This is a genomic window from Acidobacteriota bacterium (genome assembly GCA_026393755.1).
Lineage (GTDB): Bacteria > Acidobacteriota > Vicinamibacteria > Vicinamibacterales > JAKQTR01 > JBAXOX01.
The window spans coordinates 1-17,861 of the sequence record JAPKZO010000026.1 but is presented as its reverse complement, the minus strand read 5'-3'; the positions used below and the strand labels follow the sequence as shown (position 1 = coordinate 17,861).

Sequence of the window (17,861 nt, the reverse complement as noted above, 5' to 3'; positions counted from 1 at the left end):
GGGTCGTCGACCGCATCCACCTTGTTCAGCGCCACCACAATGCACGGCACTTCCACCTGCCGCGCCAGCAGCACGTGCTCCCGCGTCTGCGGCATCGGCCCGTCGGTCGCCGCCACCACCACAATCGCTCCGTCCATCTGCGCCGCGCCCGTGATCATGTTCTTGATGTAATCCGCGTGCCCCGGGCAGTCCACGTGCGCGTAGTGCCGCTTCGGCGTCCCATACTCCACGTGCGACGTCGCAATCGTCAGAATTTCGCCCAGCCCTTCATCGAGGCCACTTTCGTCAACGCCGCCGTCAGCGTCGTCTTCCCGTGGTCAATGTGCCCGATGGTCCCCACGTTCACATGCGGTTTCGACCGGTCGAACTTCTCTTTCCCCATGGCTGGTCTCCCGTTCTCCCTATGACAAGTGCGCCGCGATCCCTCTGCCCACTACCGCTCGCTTGCCAAGACGAAGCTTGAAGATTCGTCTGTCCGCCTTCGCCCCGCGGGCTTCGGCGGGACTGGCCGCAAACACTCGCTGGCCCGCCTTCGCGCTGCGCGCTACGGCCGGGCCGGTCGCCTTGCGCCCCTAGCGACCGGAAATCCGTGCGACCACTTCCTCACTCACCGCTTGCGGCGTCTGCTCGTACCGCTCGAAGTGCATCGAGTAGGTCGCGCGCCCCTGCGTCCGCGAACGCAGGTCGGTCGCGTAGCCGAACATCTCCGACAGCGGCACGCGGGCGCGGATAATCTGCGTTCCGCCGCGCGCCTCCATCGCCTGAATCTTGCCTCGGCGGCTGTTCAAGTCACCAATCACGTCGCCCATGTGCTCTTCGGGCACCACGACTTCGACGCGCATCACGGGCTCGAGCAGAACCGGATGGGCCCGCTTGGCCGCGTCCTTGAACGCCAGCGAACCCGCAATCTTAAAGGCCATCTCGGACGAATCGACATCGTGGAACGATCCGTCGTAGAGCTCAACGCCCACATCGTCGATCGGATAGCCGGCCAGCACCCCGCCGGTCATCGCCTCGCGGATGCCTTCCTCGATCGGCTTGATGTACTCGCGCGGAATCGTGCCACCGACGATCGCGTTCTCGAACTCGAACCCCTCGCCGGGCCGGCGCGGCACCAGGCGGATCTTCGCGTGGCCGTACTGGCCGTGGCCGCCCGTCTGCCGGATGTACCGGCCTTCGCCCTGGGCCGCGGCCGTGAATGTTTCCTTGTACGCGACCTGCGGCCGTCCGACGCTCGCCTCGACGTTGAATTCGCGCTTCAGGCGGTCGACGATGATCTCCAGATGCAGCTCGCCCATCCCGGCGATCACGACCTGCCCGGTTTCCTGGTCGGTCCGCACCCGGAAGGTGGGATCCTCGGCCTGCAGCTTGCCGAGCCCCATGCCGAGGCGTTCCTGATCGGCCTTCGTCTTGGGCTCGATCGCCAGCGAGATCACCGTTTCGGGGAAATCCATCGCTTCGAGCAGGACCGGCTGCTTTTCGTCGCAGATCGTGTCGCCCGTGCTCACGCTCCGCAATCCCACGACCGCCGCGATGTCGCCCGCGTAGACTTCCTTGATTTCCTCACGCTTGTTGGCGTGCATCTTCAGGAGGCGGCCGATACGCTCGGTCTTGCCCCTGGTCGTGTTGTAGACAAAACCGCCCGACTGCAGGAAGCCCGAGTACACGCGGATGAAGGTGAGCTGGCCGACAAACGGGTCGGTCATAATCTTGAAGGCCAGCGCGGAAAACGGCGCCTTGTCGTCGGCCGGCCGCTCGGTCTGTTCCTCACCCTTGTCCGGCACCAGCCCAATGATGGGCGGAATGTCGAGCGGCGACGGCAGGTAGTCAACCGCGGCATCGAGCAGCGGCTGCACACCCTTGTTCTTGAAGGCGGACCCGCAGATGACGGGGACGAACGGCGCCTTCTCGTTGCGCACCGATTCGATCGTGCGCCGGCGTAGGACCGCCTTGATTTCGTCCTCGGTAATCTCGCCGCCGTGCAGGTACTTCTCCAGAATGGCGTCGCTGACCTCGCTGACCTTCTCGATCAGGTGCTCCCGATACTCGCGCGCCACCGCTTCATATTCGGCCGGAATGTCCTCGACGACGTAGTCGGCTCCGAGCGTCTCGTCCATGTAGCGGATCGCCTTCATCCGCACCAGGTCGATGGCCCCGGTAAAGCCCGCTTCGGCGCCGATCGGCAGCTGGATGGCCACCGGGTTTGCGCCCAGCTTCGTCCGGATCTGCCTCAGTGTCTCGACGAAGTCCGCACCGACGCGATCCATCTTGTTGACGAAGCAGATGCGCGGCACGCGGTACTTGTCGGCCTGGCGCCACACCGTCTCCGACTGCGGCTCGACTCCCGACACCGCGTCGAACACCGCGACCGCGCCGTCCAGCACGCGCAGCGAGCGCTCGACCTCGGCGGTGAAGTCCACGTGGCCGGGGGTATCGATGATGTTGATCCGGTTGTCCCGCCACATGCACGTCGTCGCGGCGGACGTAATCGTGATGCCCCGCTCCTGTTCCTGCTCCATCCAGTCCATCACCGCGGTGCCGTCATGCACCTCTCCCAACTTGTAGGTGATGCCTGTGTAGAACAGGATACGTTCGGTCGTCGTGGTCTTCCCGGCATCAATGTGGGCCATGATGCCGATGTTCCGCGTCCGATCGAGTGATACGAGCCGAGGCATGGGATGTCAGGTGCTTTCCGTCGCTACCAGCGATAATGGGCAAAGGCCTTGTTGGCCTCGGCCATGCGGTGCGTGTCTTCTTTCTTCTTCACGGCGCCGCCACGCAGATTCGCGGCATCCATGAACTCGTTGGCCAGCTTCTCGTGCATCGTCTTGCCGTCGCCGCGGGTCCGCGAGTAGAGCACGAGCCAGCGGATGCTCAGCGAGAGCCGCCGGGTCGGGTTCACCTCGATCGGCACCTGGTAGTTCGACCCGCCAACGCGGCGCGACTTGACCTCGAGCGCCGGCTTGACGTTGTCGACGGCCTTCTTGAAGATCTTGACGGGATCCTCGCCGGTCTTGTCCTTGATGATGTCGAAGGCGCGGTACAGGATCGACTCGGCGGTGCTGCGCTTCCCCTCCTTCATCACGGTATTGATGAACTTGGTGACCAGCGCACTGCCGTACACCGGGTCGGGCACCACTTCGCGCTTGGGAATTTCTCGTCTGCGTGGCATAGCTTCGGTCCTACTGCTTCGGCCGCTTGGCGCCGTACCTGGAGCGACCCTGCTTGCGCCCCTGCACACCCACGGCATCGAGCGTGCCGCGAATCACGTGATACCGGACGCCCGGCAGGTCCTTGACGCGCCCTCCCCGGATGAGCACCAGCGAGTGCTCCTGGAGGTTGTGGCCGACGCCGGGGATATAGGTGGTGACCTCGATCCCATTCGTCAACCGCACGCGAGCGACCTTGCGAAGAGCCGAATTCGGCTTCTTCGGCGTCTGCGTGAAGACGCGCACACACACACCCCGCTTCTGGGGGTTGTCCTGCAGCGCGGGACTCTTCGTCTTGAAGACGATTTTATCGCGCCCTTTTCGAACAAGCTGGCTGATGGTCGGCACGGTCGCTCCGTACAATAACAACTCACCCGACGGAGAGGCGCAATGCCGCATGATCGGCACCGCGTCCGCCGTCACATCCACCGCACTCCGAGCCGGCCGGCGATTCCGAACGACGCCCGACCTGACTCTTGAGCCCCCCTGGCCTGAAAGCGTCTGCGAACGCTTGGCGCCAGAGGGCGACAAACCCTATGACTGGTGTTTTCTCGCCGAGGAGCGGATGAATCCGCGTTGCCTTCTAGGCGGCGGACGCTAGATAGGGTTTCCCAGCGTCCGAAGAACCTGTCAAAGATAGCACGACCGGGTCGCCTGGCGCAAGCCCTCGCCAGGCAACCCAGCCGGAATGCGCTCAATCGCTTGCCGGCCAGCGGCCGGACCCGCCTGCCGGTGGCCCGACGACGACGCCCCGCGAGGAGCTGGCGCGTCGGGACCCGCTTGCGTGTTACTCGTCCGCGTTGCGCGCCAGGCCAATCGCAATATCGGCTTCGGCCATGTATTCCATCTCGCGCTCGAGCTCCAGTTCCTCTTCGCTCGGCGGCGGGAGAGGCGGCGGCTCGTCGGCCGGGATTCGCACGTTCCTGTAGTACTCGAAGCCGGTGCCCGCCGGAATGAGCCGGCCCATCGTCACGTTCTCCTTGAGCCCGCGCAGGAAGTCGATCTTCCCGGAGATGGATGCCTCGGTCAGCACGCGCGTGGTTTCCTGGAACGACGCCGCGGAAATGAACGACTCGGTTGACAATGACGCCTTGGTGATCCCGAGCAGGACCGGCCGGCCCTTCGCCGGCAGCTGGCCCTCGCGGATGACGCGCTCGTTCTCCTCGCGGAACCGGAACTTGTCGACCACGTCCTCAATCAGGAACTCGGTGTCGCCGACTTCCTCGATCTTCACCCACCGCATCATCTGACGCGTGATCGTTTCGATGTGCTTGTCGTTGATCGTGACGCCCTGCAGCCGATAGACCTCCTGAATCTCGTTGACCAGGTACTTCTGCAGTTCCTTCTCCCCGAGCACCGCCAGGATGTCGTGCGGGTTGCGCGGGCCGTCCATCAGCGGATCGCCGGCGCGCACGCGCTCGTCTTCCTGCACCGCCACGTGGACGCCGCGCGGAATCTCGTACTCGGCCGCCTCTGAAGAGCTGTCGTCGGGCGCGATGAGCACCTTGCGGCGCCCCTTCACGATGCCGCCGAACTTGACCGTCCCGTCGATGGCGCTCATCACGGCCGGATCGCGGGGCTTTGTCCTTGGTCTTGGTGGTCTCCCGCGGGATCTGTGCCAGCACGTCGCCGGCCACCACGTCCTCTCCGTCCCGCACCATGAGGTGCGCCCGGGACGGCATGCGGAAGCGGCGCGTCACACCGTCCTTGATCTTGACTTCAATGGTCGGCTGCTTCTTCTCGTCGGGCGAGTCCACGATGATGAGCCGGGACAGGCCCGTGACCTCGTCCACCTCCTCGTGCACCGTCAGGCCCTCGATGATGTCCTTGAACCGGATCTGGCCGCTGCCGTCGGTCAGGATCGACACGGTGTACGGATCCCACTCGGCGAGCACCGCACCCGCTTGCACACGTTCGCCTTCCTGAACCTTGAGGCGGGCGCCGTACACCAGCTGATGCCGTTCCCGGTCACGGCCCTTCTCGTCCTGGACGACCACCGACCCGCTGCGGTTCATCACGACCAGGTTGATGCTGCCGTCCGACAGCGGCCGGCCGACCACGACCTGCAGGCCGTGGTACCGCGCCGTCCCGCCATGGCTGGATTCGAGCGTCGACTGCTCGGCGATGCGCGAGGCCGTGCCGCCGATGTGGAACGTCCGCATCGTCAGCTGCGTGCCAGGCTCGCCGATCGACTGGGCGGCGATGACCCCCACGGCCTGCCCGAGCTCCACCAGGCGCCCGGTCGCCAGGTCGCGGCCGTAACATTTCGCGCACACGCCGCGGCGCGACTCGCACGTCAGCACCGAGCGGATCTTGACGCGCTCGATGCCCGCGTCCTGAGCCGCTGACGCCAGGTCCTCGGTGATTTCCTGGCTGGCCTCGACAATGGTCTCGTCGGTGAAGGGATCGGCCACCCGTTCGAGCGTCACGCGGCCCATGATCCGGTCGCGGAGCGGCTCGATCGTTTCGCCGCCTTCGATAATCGCCTGCGCCTCGATGCCGTCGAGCGTGCCGCAGTCCACCTCGGAGATGATCACGTCCTGCGCCACGTCGACCAGCCGGCGCGTGAGGTAGCCCGAGTCCGCCGTCTTCAGCGCCGTGTCGGCCAACCCCTTGCGGGCGCCGTGGGTGGAGATGAAGTACTGCAGCACCGTGAGGCCTTCACGGAAATTCGACGTGATCGGCGTCTCGATGATCTCGCCGGAGGGCTTGGCCATCAGGCCGCGCATGCCGGCCAGCTGCCGGATCTGCTGCTTGCTGCCCCGGGCGCCGGAGTCGGCCATGACGTAGACCGGATTGAAGTTGGTCCCTGCCTTGTCCATCGCCTGCATCCCGCTGAACATCTTGTCGGCGATCCGCTCGGTGACGTCAGACCAGATGGCGATCACCTTGTTGTAGCGCTCGCCGTTGGTGATCGCGCCTTCGAGGTACTGCTGCTCGACCCGGATGACTTCCTGACGGGCCGATGCGATCAGCGATTCCTTCTCGGCCGGCACGATCAGATCGTCGATGCCGATGGACAGGCCCGACTTGGTCGCGTACAGGAAGCCCAGGTCCTTCAGGCTGTCGAGCATCTCGACGGTCTTCTCGATGCCGAACTTGAGGTAGCACGACTGCACGACCTGCTGCAGCCCCTTCTTCTTGAGGAGCCCGTTGACGTACGGCATCTGCTTCGGCAGCGCATCGTTCAGGATGACGCGGCCGACCGTCGTGTTGATGATCTTGCTGTGGATCGTCTGCACCTCGGTGTGCAGCACGTCCTGGTCGTCACGCGACGCGGTCAAATCCTGCAGGTCGCCGGTGTAGCGCAGGCGGATCGGCGTCAGGGTCTCGACTTCGCCCGCCTGGAGCGCCAGCAGCACGTCGTCGATGCCCGCGAACGCGCGGCCCTCGCCCTTGGCGCCCGGCTTGGCCTTGGTCAGGTAGTAGCACCCCAGCACGATGTCCTGCGAGGGAATCGCGATCGGGGCGCCGCTGGCCGGCGACAGCACGTTGTTCGACGACATCATCAGCACGGAGGCTTCAATCTGGGCCTCGGGCGAGAGCGGGATGTGCACCGCCATCTGGTCGCCGTCGAAGTCGGCGTTGAACGCGGTGCAGACCAGCGGGTGGATGCGGATGGCCTTGCCCTCCACCAGCACGGGCTGGAACGCCTGGATGCCGAGGCGGTGCAGCGTCGGGGCGCGGTTCAGCAGCACGGGGTGCTCGCGGATCACCTCTTCGAGGATGTCCCACACCTCGGGCTTCTGCTGCTCGACCATCTCCTTGGCCTGTTTGATCGTCTGCACCATGCCGCGCTCTTCGAGCTTGTTGTAGATGAACGGCTTGAACAGCTCGAGCGCCATCTTCTTCGGGAGGCCGCACTGGTTGAGCTTGAGCTCCGGCCCGACCACGATGACCGAGCGGCCCGAGTAGTCGACGCGCTTGCCGAGCAGGTTCTGACGGAACCGGCCCTGCTTGCCCTTCAGCGTGTCGGACAGCGACTTGAGCGGCCGGTTGTTGGCGCCGCGCAGCACGCGGCCGCGCCGGCCATTATCGAACAGAGCGTCGACGGCCTCCTGCAGGATGCGCTTCTCGTTCCGGATGATGACGTCGGGCGCCTTCAGCTCCATCAGCTTCTTCAACCGGTTGTTCCGGTTGATGACGCGACGGTAGAGATCGTTCAGGTCGGAGGTCGCGAACCGCCCGCCCGCGAACCGGCCGCCGTCCAGCGGCACCAGCGGCCGCAGCTCCGGCGGAATGACCGGGATGACGTCGAGAATCATCCACTCGGGCCGGTTGGTGGACTTGCGAAACGAATCCACCACCTTGAGCCGCTTGGCGTACTTCAGCTTCTTCTGCGCCGACTGCTCGGTGCGCATCTTCTCGCGCAGTTCGCCGGACATCTTCTCGACGTCCACCCGGCGCAGCAGTTCCTTGATCGCCTCGGCGCCCATCTGCGCCTTGAAGCGATGGCCATGGTCTTCCTTGGCCTTGCGGTACTGCTCCTCGTTGAGCAGCTGGTTCTGCTTGAGATCCGTGTCGCCCGGATCGACCACCACGTAGCCTTCGAAGTACAGGATCCGTTCGAGATCGCGCAGCGAGATGTCGAGCAGATGCCCGATGCGGCTCGGCAGCCCCTTGAAGAACCACACGTGGCTGACCGGGGTCGCCAGCGTGATGTGCCCGAGCCGCTCGCGCCGGACCTTGGCCTGCGTCACTTCGACGCCGCACTTGTCGCAGATGACGCCGCGGTGCTTCATCCGCTTGTACTTGCCGCACAGGCATTCCCAGTCGGTGATCGGCCCGAAGATCTTCGCGCAGAACAGCCCGTCGCGTTCGGGTTTGAACGTGCGGTAGTTGATGGTTTCCGGCTTGGTCACCTCGCCGTGGGACCACCCCCGGATGATGTCGGGCGACGCGAGCTTGATCTGGATCGCGTCGAAATCCGCCACCAACGAACCCTTCGTGTCGAAGCTAGGTCTCATGGGGTCCTTCACTCACAGTGCGAATCAACCATTCACGCATCCGGCGTGATCACACTTCCTGCAATGCCGGCTCGGCCGGGGGCACCGGCTCCTCGGGCGGCGCCGGCCGCTTCTTCGTCTTGAGCAGCTGCACGTCGAGACACAGCGACTGGAGTTCGCGAATCAACACGTTGAACGACTCGGGCAGCCCCGGCGTAAATGAGGCGTCGCCCTTGACGATCGATTCGTAGATCTTCGCGCGGCCCGTGACGTCGTCCGACTTGGCCGTGAGCAGCTCCTGGAGGATGTGCGCGGCGCCGTACGCTTCGAGCGCCCACACCTCCATCTCCCCGAAGCGCTGGCCGCCGAACTGGGCCTTGCCGCCGAGCGGCTGCTGGGTGATGAGCGAATACGGCCCGATCGACCGGGCGTGGATCTTGTCGTCGACCAGGTGCGACAGCTTCAGCATGTAGATGTAGCCGACCGTCACGTCCTGCTCGAACGCGTCGCCCGTCATGCCGTCGAACAGCCGGGTCTTCCCGCCCTTCGGCATGCCGGCCTCGCCCAGCCAGTGCTTGATCTCCGTCTCGGTCGCCCCGTCGAACACCGGCGTCGCAAAGTAGAGACCGAGCGCGTGGGCCGCCCAGCCGAGGTGCGTCTCGAGGATCTGGCCGACGTTCATGCGCGACGGAACCCCGAGCGGGTTCAGCACGATTTCCACCGGCGTGCCATCCGGCAGGTACGGCATGTCCTCTTCGGCGAGGATGCGCGCGATCACGCCCTTGTTGCCGTGGCGGCCGGCCATCTTGTCGCCGACCGACAGCTTGCGCTTCATCGCCACGTAGACCTTGACGAGCTTGATCACGCCCGGCGGCAGTTCGTCGCCCCGGCGGACCTTGTCCTTCTTCTCCTCGAACAGCTGCTCGATCACCTCGACCTTGCGTTTGGTCCGCTCCTCGAGATCGCGCAGATCGGATTCCAGGCGCGGATCCTCGCCGGTGACTTTGATGCGCATCATCGACGTGTAGGGGACGCCCTCGAGCACCTCGCGGGTGAGCGCGGCGCCCCGCTTCAGGAGCTTCTCGCGCCCGTCCTCGTCGTAGAGGTCCGAGCGGAGCGTCTGCCCCTGCAGCATGACGATCGCCTGTTTCTTGATCTCCTCGTGCAGGATGCGCACTTCGTCCTGTGCAGGTTCTTTTCCATCATCTCGAGTTCGTCGGCCTCGATGGCCTTGGCTCGATCGTCCTTCTCGATGCCCTTGCGCGAGAAGATCTTCACCCCGACGATGATCCCCTCGATGCCGGGCGGACAGACCAGCGAGGCGTCACGGACGTCGCCGGCCTTCTCGCCGAAGATGGCGCGCAACAGCTTCTCTTCAGGCGTGAGTTGCGTCTCGCCCTTCGGCGTGACCTTGCCCACGAGGATGTCTCCCGGCTTGACCGACGCGCCAATCCGGATGATGCCGCTGTCGTCGAGATCCCGGAGGAACGTCTCGGAGACGTTCGGAATATCCCGCGTGATGTCCTCGGGCCCGAGCTTCGTGTCTCGCGCCTCGATCTCGAACTCCTCGATGTGGATCGACGTGTAGTAGTCGTCCTTCACCATCCGTTCGGACACGAGAATCGCGTCTTCGAAGTTGTACCCGCGCCACGGCATGAACGCGACCAGCACGTTGCGGCCGAGAGCGAGTTCGCCCAGTTCGGTACACGGGCCGTCGCCGAGCACCTGGCCCTTGTGGACCTTCTGGCCCACGCTGACAATCGGCTTCTGCGTGATGCAGGTGTTCTGGTTCGACCGCTTGAACTTCGTGAGCTTGTAGATGTCGGCGCCCATCTCCTGGCTGATCTCGCCATCCTCGCCATGCACGCGGACGACAATGCGCTGCGAGTCGACGTAGTCCACCGTGCCGGCGCGACGGGCCAGCACGACGGCGCCCGAATCGCGCGCCGTGTTGTACTCCATTCCGGTGCCGACAAACGGCGCCCGGGCGCGCAGCAGCGGCACCGCCTGGCGCTGCATGTTCGATCCCATCAGCGCGCGGTTGGCGTCGTCGTGCTCCAGGAACGGAATCAGCGACGCGGCCACCGACACGAGCTGCTTCGGCGACACGTCGATGAACTGCACGTTCTCGCGCTGCGCCAGGATGAAGTTGCCGGCCTGGCGGGCGTTGACGCGCTCGTCGCGCAGCCGCCCCTGATCGTCAACGGCCACGTTGGCCTGCGCCACGATGTACTGGTCCTCTTCCCAGGCGGAAAGGTAGAACGGGTACGGCTCACACTCGATCCCCTTCTTCGCGCGCCGCTTCCCGCCGCCGAGATCCTCGGCGATCTCATGGGCTTCGACCATGTCGCCGATCTTGTACTTGCTCGATCCGGCGTTGGTGATGACCACGTAGTCGACAATCTTCCCGTCCCTCACCTTGCGGTAGGGCGACTCGATGAAGCCGAACTCGTTGATCCGCGCATAGGACGAGAGCGACGAGATCAGGCCGATGTTCGGGCCTTCCGGCGTCTCAATCGGGCAGATGCGCCCGTAGTGCGTCGGGTGCACGTCGCGGACCTCGAACCCGGCGCGTTCACGCGACAGGCCGCCGGGCCCGAGCGCGGAGAGACGCCGCTTGTGCGTGACCTCCGAGAGCGGGTTGGTCTGGTCCATGAACTGCGACAGCTGCGACGACCCGAAGAACTCGCGAATGGCCGCCATCACGGGCTTCGCGTTGATGAGGTCGTGCGGCATGGCCGTCGCCATTTCCTGGTAGACCGACATCTTCTCCTTGATGGCCCGCTCCATCCGCACCAGGCCGATGCGAAACTGGTTCTCGAGCAGCTCGCCCACCGACCGCACGCGGCGGTTGCCGAGGTGGTCGATGTCGTCGACGTACGCCGGGTTCTTCCGCAGCTTGAGCAGGTACCGGATGACCTCGTAGAAATCCTGCGGGTGCAGGATTTTCTCTTCGAGCGGCGTGGTCACGCCCAGCTTCGTGTTCAGCTTCAGCCGGCCGACGCGCGAGAAGTCGTACTTCTGCGGGTTGAAGAACATGTTCTCGAAGAGGGACCGCGAGCTGTCGAGCGTCGGCGGATCACCGGGGCGCAGCCGGCGGTAGATCTCGATCAGCGCCTCCTCGTGCGTCCGGATCGGGTCCTTCTTGAGCGTGGCGGAAATGGTCGGCCCCACCTCGTCGCGATCCGGGAAGAAGACATCCACCCGATCGACGCCCTTCTCCTGGGCGATCGCGATGATGCGGTGCGTGACCTCGTCGTTGGCCTCGAGGATGATCTCGCCGGTCGCCGGGTCCACCAGATCGACCGCGGCGTACGCGCCGTCGCGCTCGGCCTCATCGACCTTGATCGCCTCGACGCCCGCGCTGCGGAGCGCCTTGATCGAGGACAGCGTGATCTTCCGGCCCTTGGCGAGCGTGGTGTTGGTGCCGGGGATCGGGATGTCCTCACCGGCCCGCAGCCCCACCAGGCTCTCGGCCACGCTCCAATAGATCGCGCCCTGGCGCAGGTAGAGGCGATCGATCGTGAAGAACGCCCTGATGATCTCGTCGGCGCCGCGCAGCCCGAGGGCGCGCAGGAAGACCGACGCGAGGAACTTGCGCTTGCGGTCGATGCGCACGTAGAGCAGGTTCTTCGCGTCGTACTCGAACTCGACCCACGAGCCGCGGTACGGAATCACCTGCGCGACGTAGAGCGCCTTGTCTTCGGAGTGGAAGAACGCGCCTGGGCTTCGGTGGAGCTGCGACACGATGACGCGCTCGGTCCCGTTGATGATGAACGTCCCGTTGTCCGTCATCAGGGGAATGTCGCCGAAGTAGACCTCCTGCTCCTTGATGTCGCGGATGGTCTTCGCGCCGGTTTCCGGATCCTTGTTCCAGACCACGAGGCGGATGGTGACCTTGAGCGGCACGGCGTACGTCATGCCGCGCTCCTGGCACTCATCCACGTCGTACTTCAGCTTGAGGTCGACCGTGTTGCCGCAGTTGTCGCACACGTCGCCGCGGGCCTCGTTCGACCGGCCGCATTTCGGGCACAGCACTCCCCTGTCGCCGTAGGGCTCCGCCACCAGGACGGTGCCGCAGTGGGCGCACGCCTTGCGCAGATGCTGCAGGCCCTGGAGCCGGCCGCACTTGCACTCCCAGTTGCCGATCGAATACTCGATGAACTCCAGCGAGGAGTTCTCGCGGAAGTCGCTGATCGGAAACACCGACTTGAACACCGACTGCAGGCCGATGTCTTCCCGCTCGGTCGGGAGCCGGTTCATCTGAAGGAACCGTTCGTACGACTTCCGCTGGATCTCAATCAGGTTCGGGATCGGAACCGTCGTCTTGATCTTCGAGAAGTCGATGCGCTCGCGATAGATGTTCTTCGGAAGGCTGTACATGCTGCTCTCGGGACTAGGGCCTTACGGGCTCCAGGACACTCGGACGGATCGCCGGCTGACACCCTGGTCGGCCTGGCACGGGACGCGTCAGGGCGCCCGCCGCCTCATGCGGCCTGGCGCCCCACACCCGGATCGGCGCTACTTGATTTCGACTTTGGCGCCGGCTGCCTCGAACTTCTTCTTGATGGCTTCGGCCTCGTCCTTCGGCACGCCTTCCTTGACGGCCTTTGGCGCAGCCTCGACCAGATCCTTGGCTTCCTTGAGCCCGAGACTGGTGACCTCGCGGACGACCTTGATCACGTTGATCTTGTTGCCGCCGAAATCGGTCAGGATCACGTTGAACTCGGTCTTCTCCTCGACCGCGGCCGCGGCGCCGCCGGCCGCGCCCATCGGCATCGCCATCGGCATCGCCGCTGCTGCCGACACGCCGAGTTCAGATTCCAGCGTCTTGACGAGCTGCGAGAGCTCGAGCACGCTGATGTTCTTGATGTACTCCACTACCTGCGTCTGCGTCAGTTCGGCCATCTTCGTCTCCTACCGATCAATCGGTCTTGCTCAACATCAGGTGCGGCATGCCGCACCCCTACGCCTCTGATTTCTTCTTCTCCACCTGTGCCAGCACGTTCATCAGATCGCGCGGCACCGCGCTCAACACGCTCACCAGCTGCACCATCGGGGCCTGCAGCACGAAGAGCAGCTTCGCGCACAGTTCCGGCTTCGACGGCAGGTTCGCCAGCTCCACCACTTCGGTGGCCAGAACGGGCCTGCCCTGTACGACCGCCGCCTTGATGCTCAACGCGGGCGCGGTCTTGATGAACGTCGTCAGCACTTTCGCCAGCGCCACCGGATCCGCGCCGGAGTAGGCCACCGCCGTCGCGCCGGTGCAGTGCGTCCCCAGCGACTCGAGCGGCGTGCCCTTGACGACACGCCTGACCATCGTGTTCTTGACCACGCGGTAGCGGCCCTTGACGGCCCGCACCTGCCGCCGCAGTTGGGTCACCTGCGGCACGTTCAAACCCTTGTAATCAAGCAGAATCGCGTTCTGCGCCACGCGCAATTCGGATTCGAGCGTCGCCAGCTCGGTCTGCTTCTCCGCTCTCGTGAGTGCCATACGCCAGTCCCTGATTCCGCGGCCTACTTGTGCGCCGCCTCAATGCTCGTCGTGTCGATCTTGATTCCGGGGCCCATCGTCGAGCAGATGGTGACGCTTTTGACGTACTTGCCCTTGGCCGCCGCCGGCTTGGCCTTGATGATGCTCTCAACCAGCGCCTTCGTGTTCTCCACCAGGTGGCCGGTCGCAAACGACACCTTGCCGACCGGCGCGTGCACAATCCCGGTCTTGTCGACCCGGAACTCCACCTTGCCGGCCTTGATTTCGCGAATGGCTTTGCCGATGTCCTGGGTCACCGTGCCGGTCTTGGGATTCGGCATCAGGCCGCGGGGGCCAAGCACCTTGCCCAGTTTGCCGACGGCGCGCATCATGTCGGGCGTCGCGACCACCGCCTCGAAATCCATCCACCCGCCCTGGATCTTCTCGACGAGTTCTTCGCCGCCGACCACATCGGCGCCCGCTTCCTGCGCTTCCTTCTGTTTCTCGCCCCCGGCGATGACCAACACTTTCTTGGTCTTGCCGAGCCCGTGCGGCAGCACAATCGTGCCACGCACCATCTGGTCGGCGTGCTTCGGATCCACGCCCAGCCTGATGGATAGCTCCACCGTCTCGTCGAACTTTGCGAATTTCACTTTCTGGACGAGCGGCACCGCGTCGTCAATTGTCAGGGGCCGCTGCGGCACCTGCGCCTTCGACGCGGCGAACTTCTTGCCTAGTCTTCGCATCAACTCCTCCGTGGTCCCAACGGGCCCCTCGTTCGGGCCCTCCCACCAAACGTGCCGGGCGGCCGGATGTGGCCTCTGGCACCGGGGTTCTGCCTAGTACTTCGACTCGCCAATGCGCTCGCTCAGCACTAGGCCCTGAGCGAACGTGTCGCGACCACACTCGTGAATCGAAGGGCCTAGATGACGTCCAGCCCCATCGAGCGGGCCGTCCCAGCCACTGTCTTCACCGCCGACGCGAGCGATTCGCAGTTAAGATCGGGCATCTTCGACTTCGCGATCTCCTCGACCTGCTTGACCGTCACCGTGCCCACTTTCGTCTTGTTGGGCACCGCCGATCCCTTGGCGATATTGGCCGCCCGCTTGAGCAGCACCGCCGCCGGAGGAGTCTTGGTGATGAAGCTGAAGGTACGGTCGGCGTAGACCGTGACGAGCACCGGGATGATCAGGCCTTCCTGGCTCGCGGTCTTCGCGTTGAAGTCCTTGCAGAATCCCATGATGTTGACGCCATGGGGACCAAGCGCGGTGCCCACGGGCGGCGCCGGCGTTGCCTTGCCGGCGGGAATCTGCAACTTGACGACCGCCTGTACTTTCTTTGCCATCTCGTTAACTCTCGATCAGTATCCAGTAGTCAGTAGTAGGGGCCGACCCCCGTGTCGGCCCGATCTAGATCTAGATCTTCTCCACCTGCAGGAAATCCAGCTCCACCGGCGTCGACCGGCCGAAAATCGTGACCATCACCTTCAACGTGTTCCGATCGAGGTTGACGTCGTCGACCACGCCGTTGAAGCTGGTGAACGGTCCCTCGTTGATGCGCACGTGGTCGCCCTTCTCAAACGAGTACTTCGGCTTCGGCGTCTCAGCCGCCGTCGAGACCTGCAGCAGAATCTGGTCGACCTCTTCCTGGGTGAGCGGCGTCGGCTGGGCGCCCGCTCCGACAAATCCGGTGACTTTCGGGGTGTTCTTCACCACGTGCCAGGCGTTGTCGGTCATCGTCATCTCGACCAGAATGTAGCCGGGAAAGAAGCGCTTGGTGGTCACCACTTTGCGGCCACCCCGCATCTCCACGACGTCCTCGGTCGGGATCAGGATCTCCCCGATCTGGTCAACCACGCCGTACGCCTGCACTCGCTGGCGCAGCGATTCGGCTACCTTGCGTTCAAAGCCCGAATACGTATGGACGATGAACCACTGCTTGGTCTTGACGTCGGTCATTTGGCACCGAAGTAATGGAACAGCGACAGGACGCTCTTCTCGAACACCTGATCGAGCAGGAACAGATACACGCCAAAGAAGATCGACGTCGCGATGACCACCAATGTCGTCGCATAGACTTCCTTGCGCGACGGCCAGGTGACCCGCTTGAGCTCGTTGCGCACCTCTCTCAGGAAATTGCGCAGGTTGCCAAACGACCCCGTCACTCCCTCGAGAGCCTTGCCTGGCGCGGATTTCACGTTGTCGAGCATGGCGTTATGTTCTCGTTTCGCTTCTCATCTCGGCGATCTCTTACCGGCGCATTCCGCGACAGCCCGGCCGCTCCATCTGGCAGGCCAAGAGGGTCTCGAACCCCCAACCTCCGGTTTTGGAGACCGGCGCTCTACCAGTTGAGCTATTGGCCTTCAAACCTCTGACTATTTTGTTTCCCTGTGCGCCGTGTGCGCCCGGCACCACGGACAGAACTTCTTGAGTTCCAGACGTTCTGTCGTCTTCTTCTTGTTCTTCGTGGTGTTGTAGTTCCGGCGCTTGCACTCGTTGCACGCCAGCGTAATCATGTCGCGCATTGCAGTCTCTCAGTCCCAGTCCTACGCCAGTATTTCCGTGACCGTGCCGGCGCCCACCGTGCGGCCGCCTTCGCGGATCGCAAACTTCGACCCCTTCTCAATCGCCACCGCCGTGATCAACTCCGCCGTAATCTGCGTGTTGTCCCCCGGCATGATCATTTCCACGCCCTCGTCCAGGTGCATCGACCCGGTCACGTCCGTGGTCCGCAGATAAAACTGCGGCCGATACCCATTGAAAAACGGCGTGTGCCGCCCGCCCTCTTCCTTCGTCAGCACATACACTTCCGCTTTGAACTTCGTGTGCGGCGTAATCGACCCCGGCTTCGCCAGCACCTGCCCCCGCTCCACGTCGTCCTTCTCCAACCCCCGCAGCAGCACGCCGATGTTGTCCCCCGCCACCCCTTCGTCCAGCAGCTTCCGGAACATCTCGACGCCCGTCACCACCTTCTTCATCGTCGGCCGGAACCCCACAATCTCGCACTCCTCGCCGACTTTCACCTTCCCCCGCTCCACCCGCCCCGTCACCACCGTCCCCCGCCCCGAGATCGAGAACACATCCTCAATCGGCATCAAAAACGGTTTGTCCATCTGCCGCTCCGGCATCGGCACATACTCGTCCAGCGCGTCCATCAGCTTCAGGATCCCCGCTTCCGCCTCCGGATCCCCCTGCAGCGCCTTCAACGCCGACACCCGCACCACCGGCACCTTGTCCCCCGGGAACCCATACGTGGTCAGCAGTTCCCGCACTTCCAGCTCCACCAGGTCCAGCAACTCCGGGTCGTCGACCGCATCCACCTTGTTCAGCGCCACCACAATGCACGGCACTTCCACCTGCCGCGCCAGCAGCACGTGCTCCCGCGTCTGCGGCATCGGCCCGTCGGTCGCCGCCACCACCACGATCGCCCCGTCCATCTGCGCCGCGCCCGTGATCATGTTCTTGATGTAGTCCGCGTGACCCGGGCAGTCCACGTGCGCGTAGTGCCGCTTCGGCGTCCCATACTCCACGTGCGACGTCGCAATCGTCAAAATCTTCGTGTCGTCGCGCCGGCCCTGCGATTCCGACGCCTTCGCCACTTCGTCATACGACACATACTTCGCCCAGCCCTTTGTCGCCGCCACCTTCGTCAACGCCGCCGTCAGCGTCGTCTTCCCGTGGTCAATGTGCCCAATCGTCCCCACGTTTACGTGCGGTTTCGACCGATCGAATTTCTCCTTCGCCATGGCTGGTCTCCCGTGTATGACTATGACAACTGCGTGTCCACCGCTTCACGTTCGTTCACTGACAGCCTTCGCGCGATTCGTGAGCGAAGGCTGGAGCCGATGACCGGAATCGAACCGGTGACCTCGTCCTTACCAAGGACGCGCTCTGCCGACTGAGCTACATCGGCCAATCACGTCGACTACACCCCAACGAACCACCGGCTTTCGCCGCAGCGCCCTTTCTTACTCCCAGCCGTAGCTCGCAACGCGGTCCGACTTCGCAACGGTCCAGCTCAACTCGCCCTTCCCGTTGCTTCGTCGGGACAGCCTTCACTCGCTTCGCGAGCGAAGGCTGGAGCGGGAGACGGGGATCGAACCCGCGACCAACAGCTTGGAAGGCTGTGACTCTACCACTGAGTTACTCCCGCCTTCGTTACGCTCCGGCTCGCTACTTTCCTCGCGTCACTACGGCGCGGCAAGCCCGCTTCGTTACGCTCCGGCTCGCTACT

At 64.2% G+C, this 17,861-nt stretch carries 13 protein-coding genes, 3 tRNA genes and 2 pseudogenes; all 18 read right to left on the bottom strand.

The window, feature by feature from the left end:
- Positions 1–382: pseudogene (locus tag NTV05_10555) on the bottom strand (GTP-binding protein).
- 190 nt (positions 383–572) lie between these two features.
- Positions 573–2,675 carry an elongation factor G gene (gene fusA / locus NTV05_10550; protein MCX6544832.1) on the bottom strand — a complete coding sequence of 701 codons (2,103 nt, stop codon included), beginning with the start codon at positions 2,673–2,675 and terminating at the stop codon, positions 573–575.
- 23 nt (positions 2,676–2,698) lie between these two features.
- Positions 2,699–3,172: a 30S ribosomal protein S7 gene (gene rpsG / locus NTV05_10545; protein MCX6544831.1), complete on the bottom strand. Its 474-nt coding sequence runs from the start codon at positions 3,170–3,172 to the stop codon at positions 2,699–2,701.
- Between the two features lie 10 nt (positions 3,173–3,182).
- Positions 3,183–3,557: a 30S ribosomal protein S12 gene (gene rpsL / locus NTV05_10540; protein MCX6544830.1), complete on the bottom strand. Its 375-nt coding sequence runs from the start codon at positions 3,555–3,557 to the stop codon at positions 3,183–3,185.
- 439 nt (positions 3,558–3,996) lie between these two features.
- A pseudogene (rpoC, locus tag NTV05_10535) lies at positions 3,997–8,176 on the bottom strand (DNA-directed RNA polymerase subunit beta').
- Between the two features lie 49 nt (positions 8,177–8,225).
- Positions 8,226–9,332: a hypothetical protein gene (locus NTV05_10530; GenBank protein MCX6544829.1), complete on the bottom strand. Its 1,107-nt coding sequence runs from the start codon at positions 9,330–9,332 to the stop codon at positions 8,226–8,228.
- Positions 9,227–12,538 carry a DNA-directed RNA polymerase subunit beta gene (locus tag NTV05_10525; protein MCX6544828.1) on the bottom strand — a complete coding sequence of 1,104 codons (3,312 nt, stop codon included), beginning with the start codon at positions 12,536–12,538 and terminating at the stop codon, positions 9,227–9,229. The genes NTV05_10530 and NTV05_10525 overlap by 106 nt, the downstream gene beginning before the upstream one ends.
- 138 nt (positions 12,539–12,676) lie before the next feature.
- Complete coding sequence (gene rplL, locus NTV05_10520) at positions 12,677–13,054, bottom strand: 50S ribosomal protein L7/L12 (GenBank protein ID MCX6544827.1); 378 nt, start codon at positions 13,052–13,054, stop codon at positions 12,677–12,679.
- 67 nt (positions 13,055–13,121) lie between these two features.
- A complete protein-coding gene (rplJ, locus tag NTV05_10515; protein MCX6544826.1) occupies positions 13,122–13,649 on the bottom strand; it encodes a 50S ribosomal protein L10 in 528 nt (175 codons plus the stop codon).
- A gap of 23 nt (positions 13,650–13,672) precedes the next feature.
- Entirely contained in the window at positions 13,673–14,374 is a 702-nt protein-coding gene (gene rplA, locus NTV05_10510) for a 50S ribosomal protein L1 (GenBank protein ID MCX6544825.1), read from the bottom strand.
- 176 nt (positions 14,375–14,550) lie between these two features.
- Positions 14,551–14,973 carry a 50S ribosomal protein L11 gene (gene rplK / locus NTV05_10505; protein MCX6544824.1) on the bottom strand — a complete coding sequence of 141 codons (423 nt, stop codon included), beginning with the start codon at positions 14,971–14,973 and terminating at the stop codon, positions 14,551–14,553.
- Between the two features lie 70 nt (positions 14,974–15,043).
- Positions 15,044–15,586, bottom strand: a complete 543-nt coding sequence (nusG, locus tag NTV05_10500) for a transcription termination/antitermination protein NusG (protein MCX6544823.1) — start codon at positions 15,584–15,586, stop codon at positions 15,044–15,046.
- Positions 15,583–15,837, bottom strand: a complete 255-nt coding sequence (gene secE, locus NTV05_10495) for a preprotein translocase subunit SecE (GenBank protein ID MCX6544822.1) — start codon at positions 15,835–15,837, stop codon at positions 15,583–15,585. Before secE ends, nusG begins: the two co-directional genes overlap by 4 nt.
- Positions 15,838–15,914: 77 nt before the next feature.
- Positions 15,915–15,990, bottom strand: a tRNA-Trp gene (locus NTV05_10490).
- 12 nt (positions 15,991–16,002) lie between these two features.
- Entirely contained in the window at positions 16,003–16,152 is a 150-nt protein-coding gene (gene rpmG / locus NTV05_10485; protein MCX6544821.1) for a 50S ribosomal protein L33, read from the bottom strand.
- Positions 16,153–16,173: 21 nt separating this feature from the next.
- Positions 16,174–17,373: an elongation factor Tu gene (gene tuf, locus NTV05_10480; protein MCX6544820.1), complete on the bottom strand. Its 1,200-nt coding sequence runs from the start codon at positions 17,371–17,373 to the stop codon at positions 16,174–16,176.
- A gap of 91 nt (positions 17,374–17,464) precedes the next feature.
- Positions 17,465–17,540: transfer RNA gene (locus NTV05_10475), tRNA-Thr, on the bottom strand.
- 165 nt (positions 17,541–17,705) lie between these two features.
- Positions 17,706–17,780: transfer RNA gene (locus NTV05_10470), tRNA-Gly, on the bottom strand.
- Between the last annotated feature and the right edge of the window lie 81 nt (positions 17,781–17,861).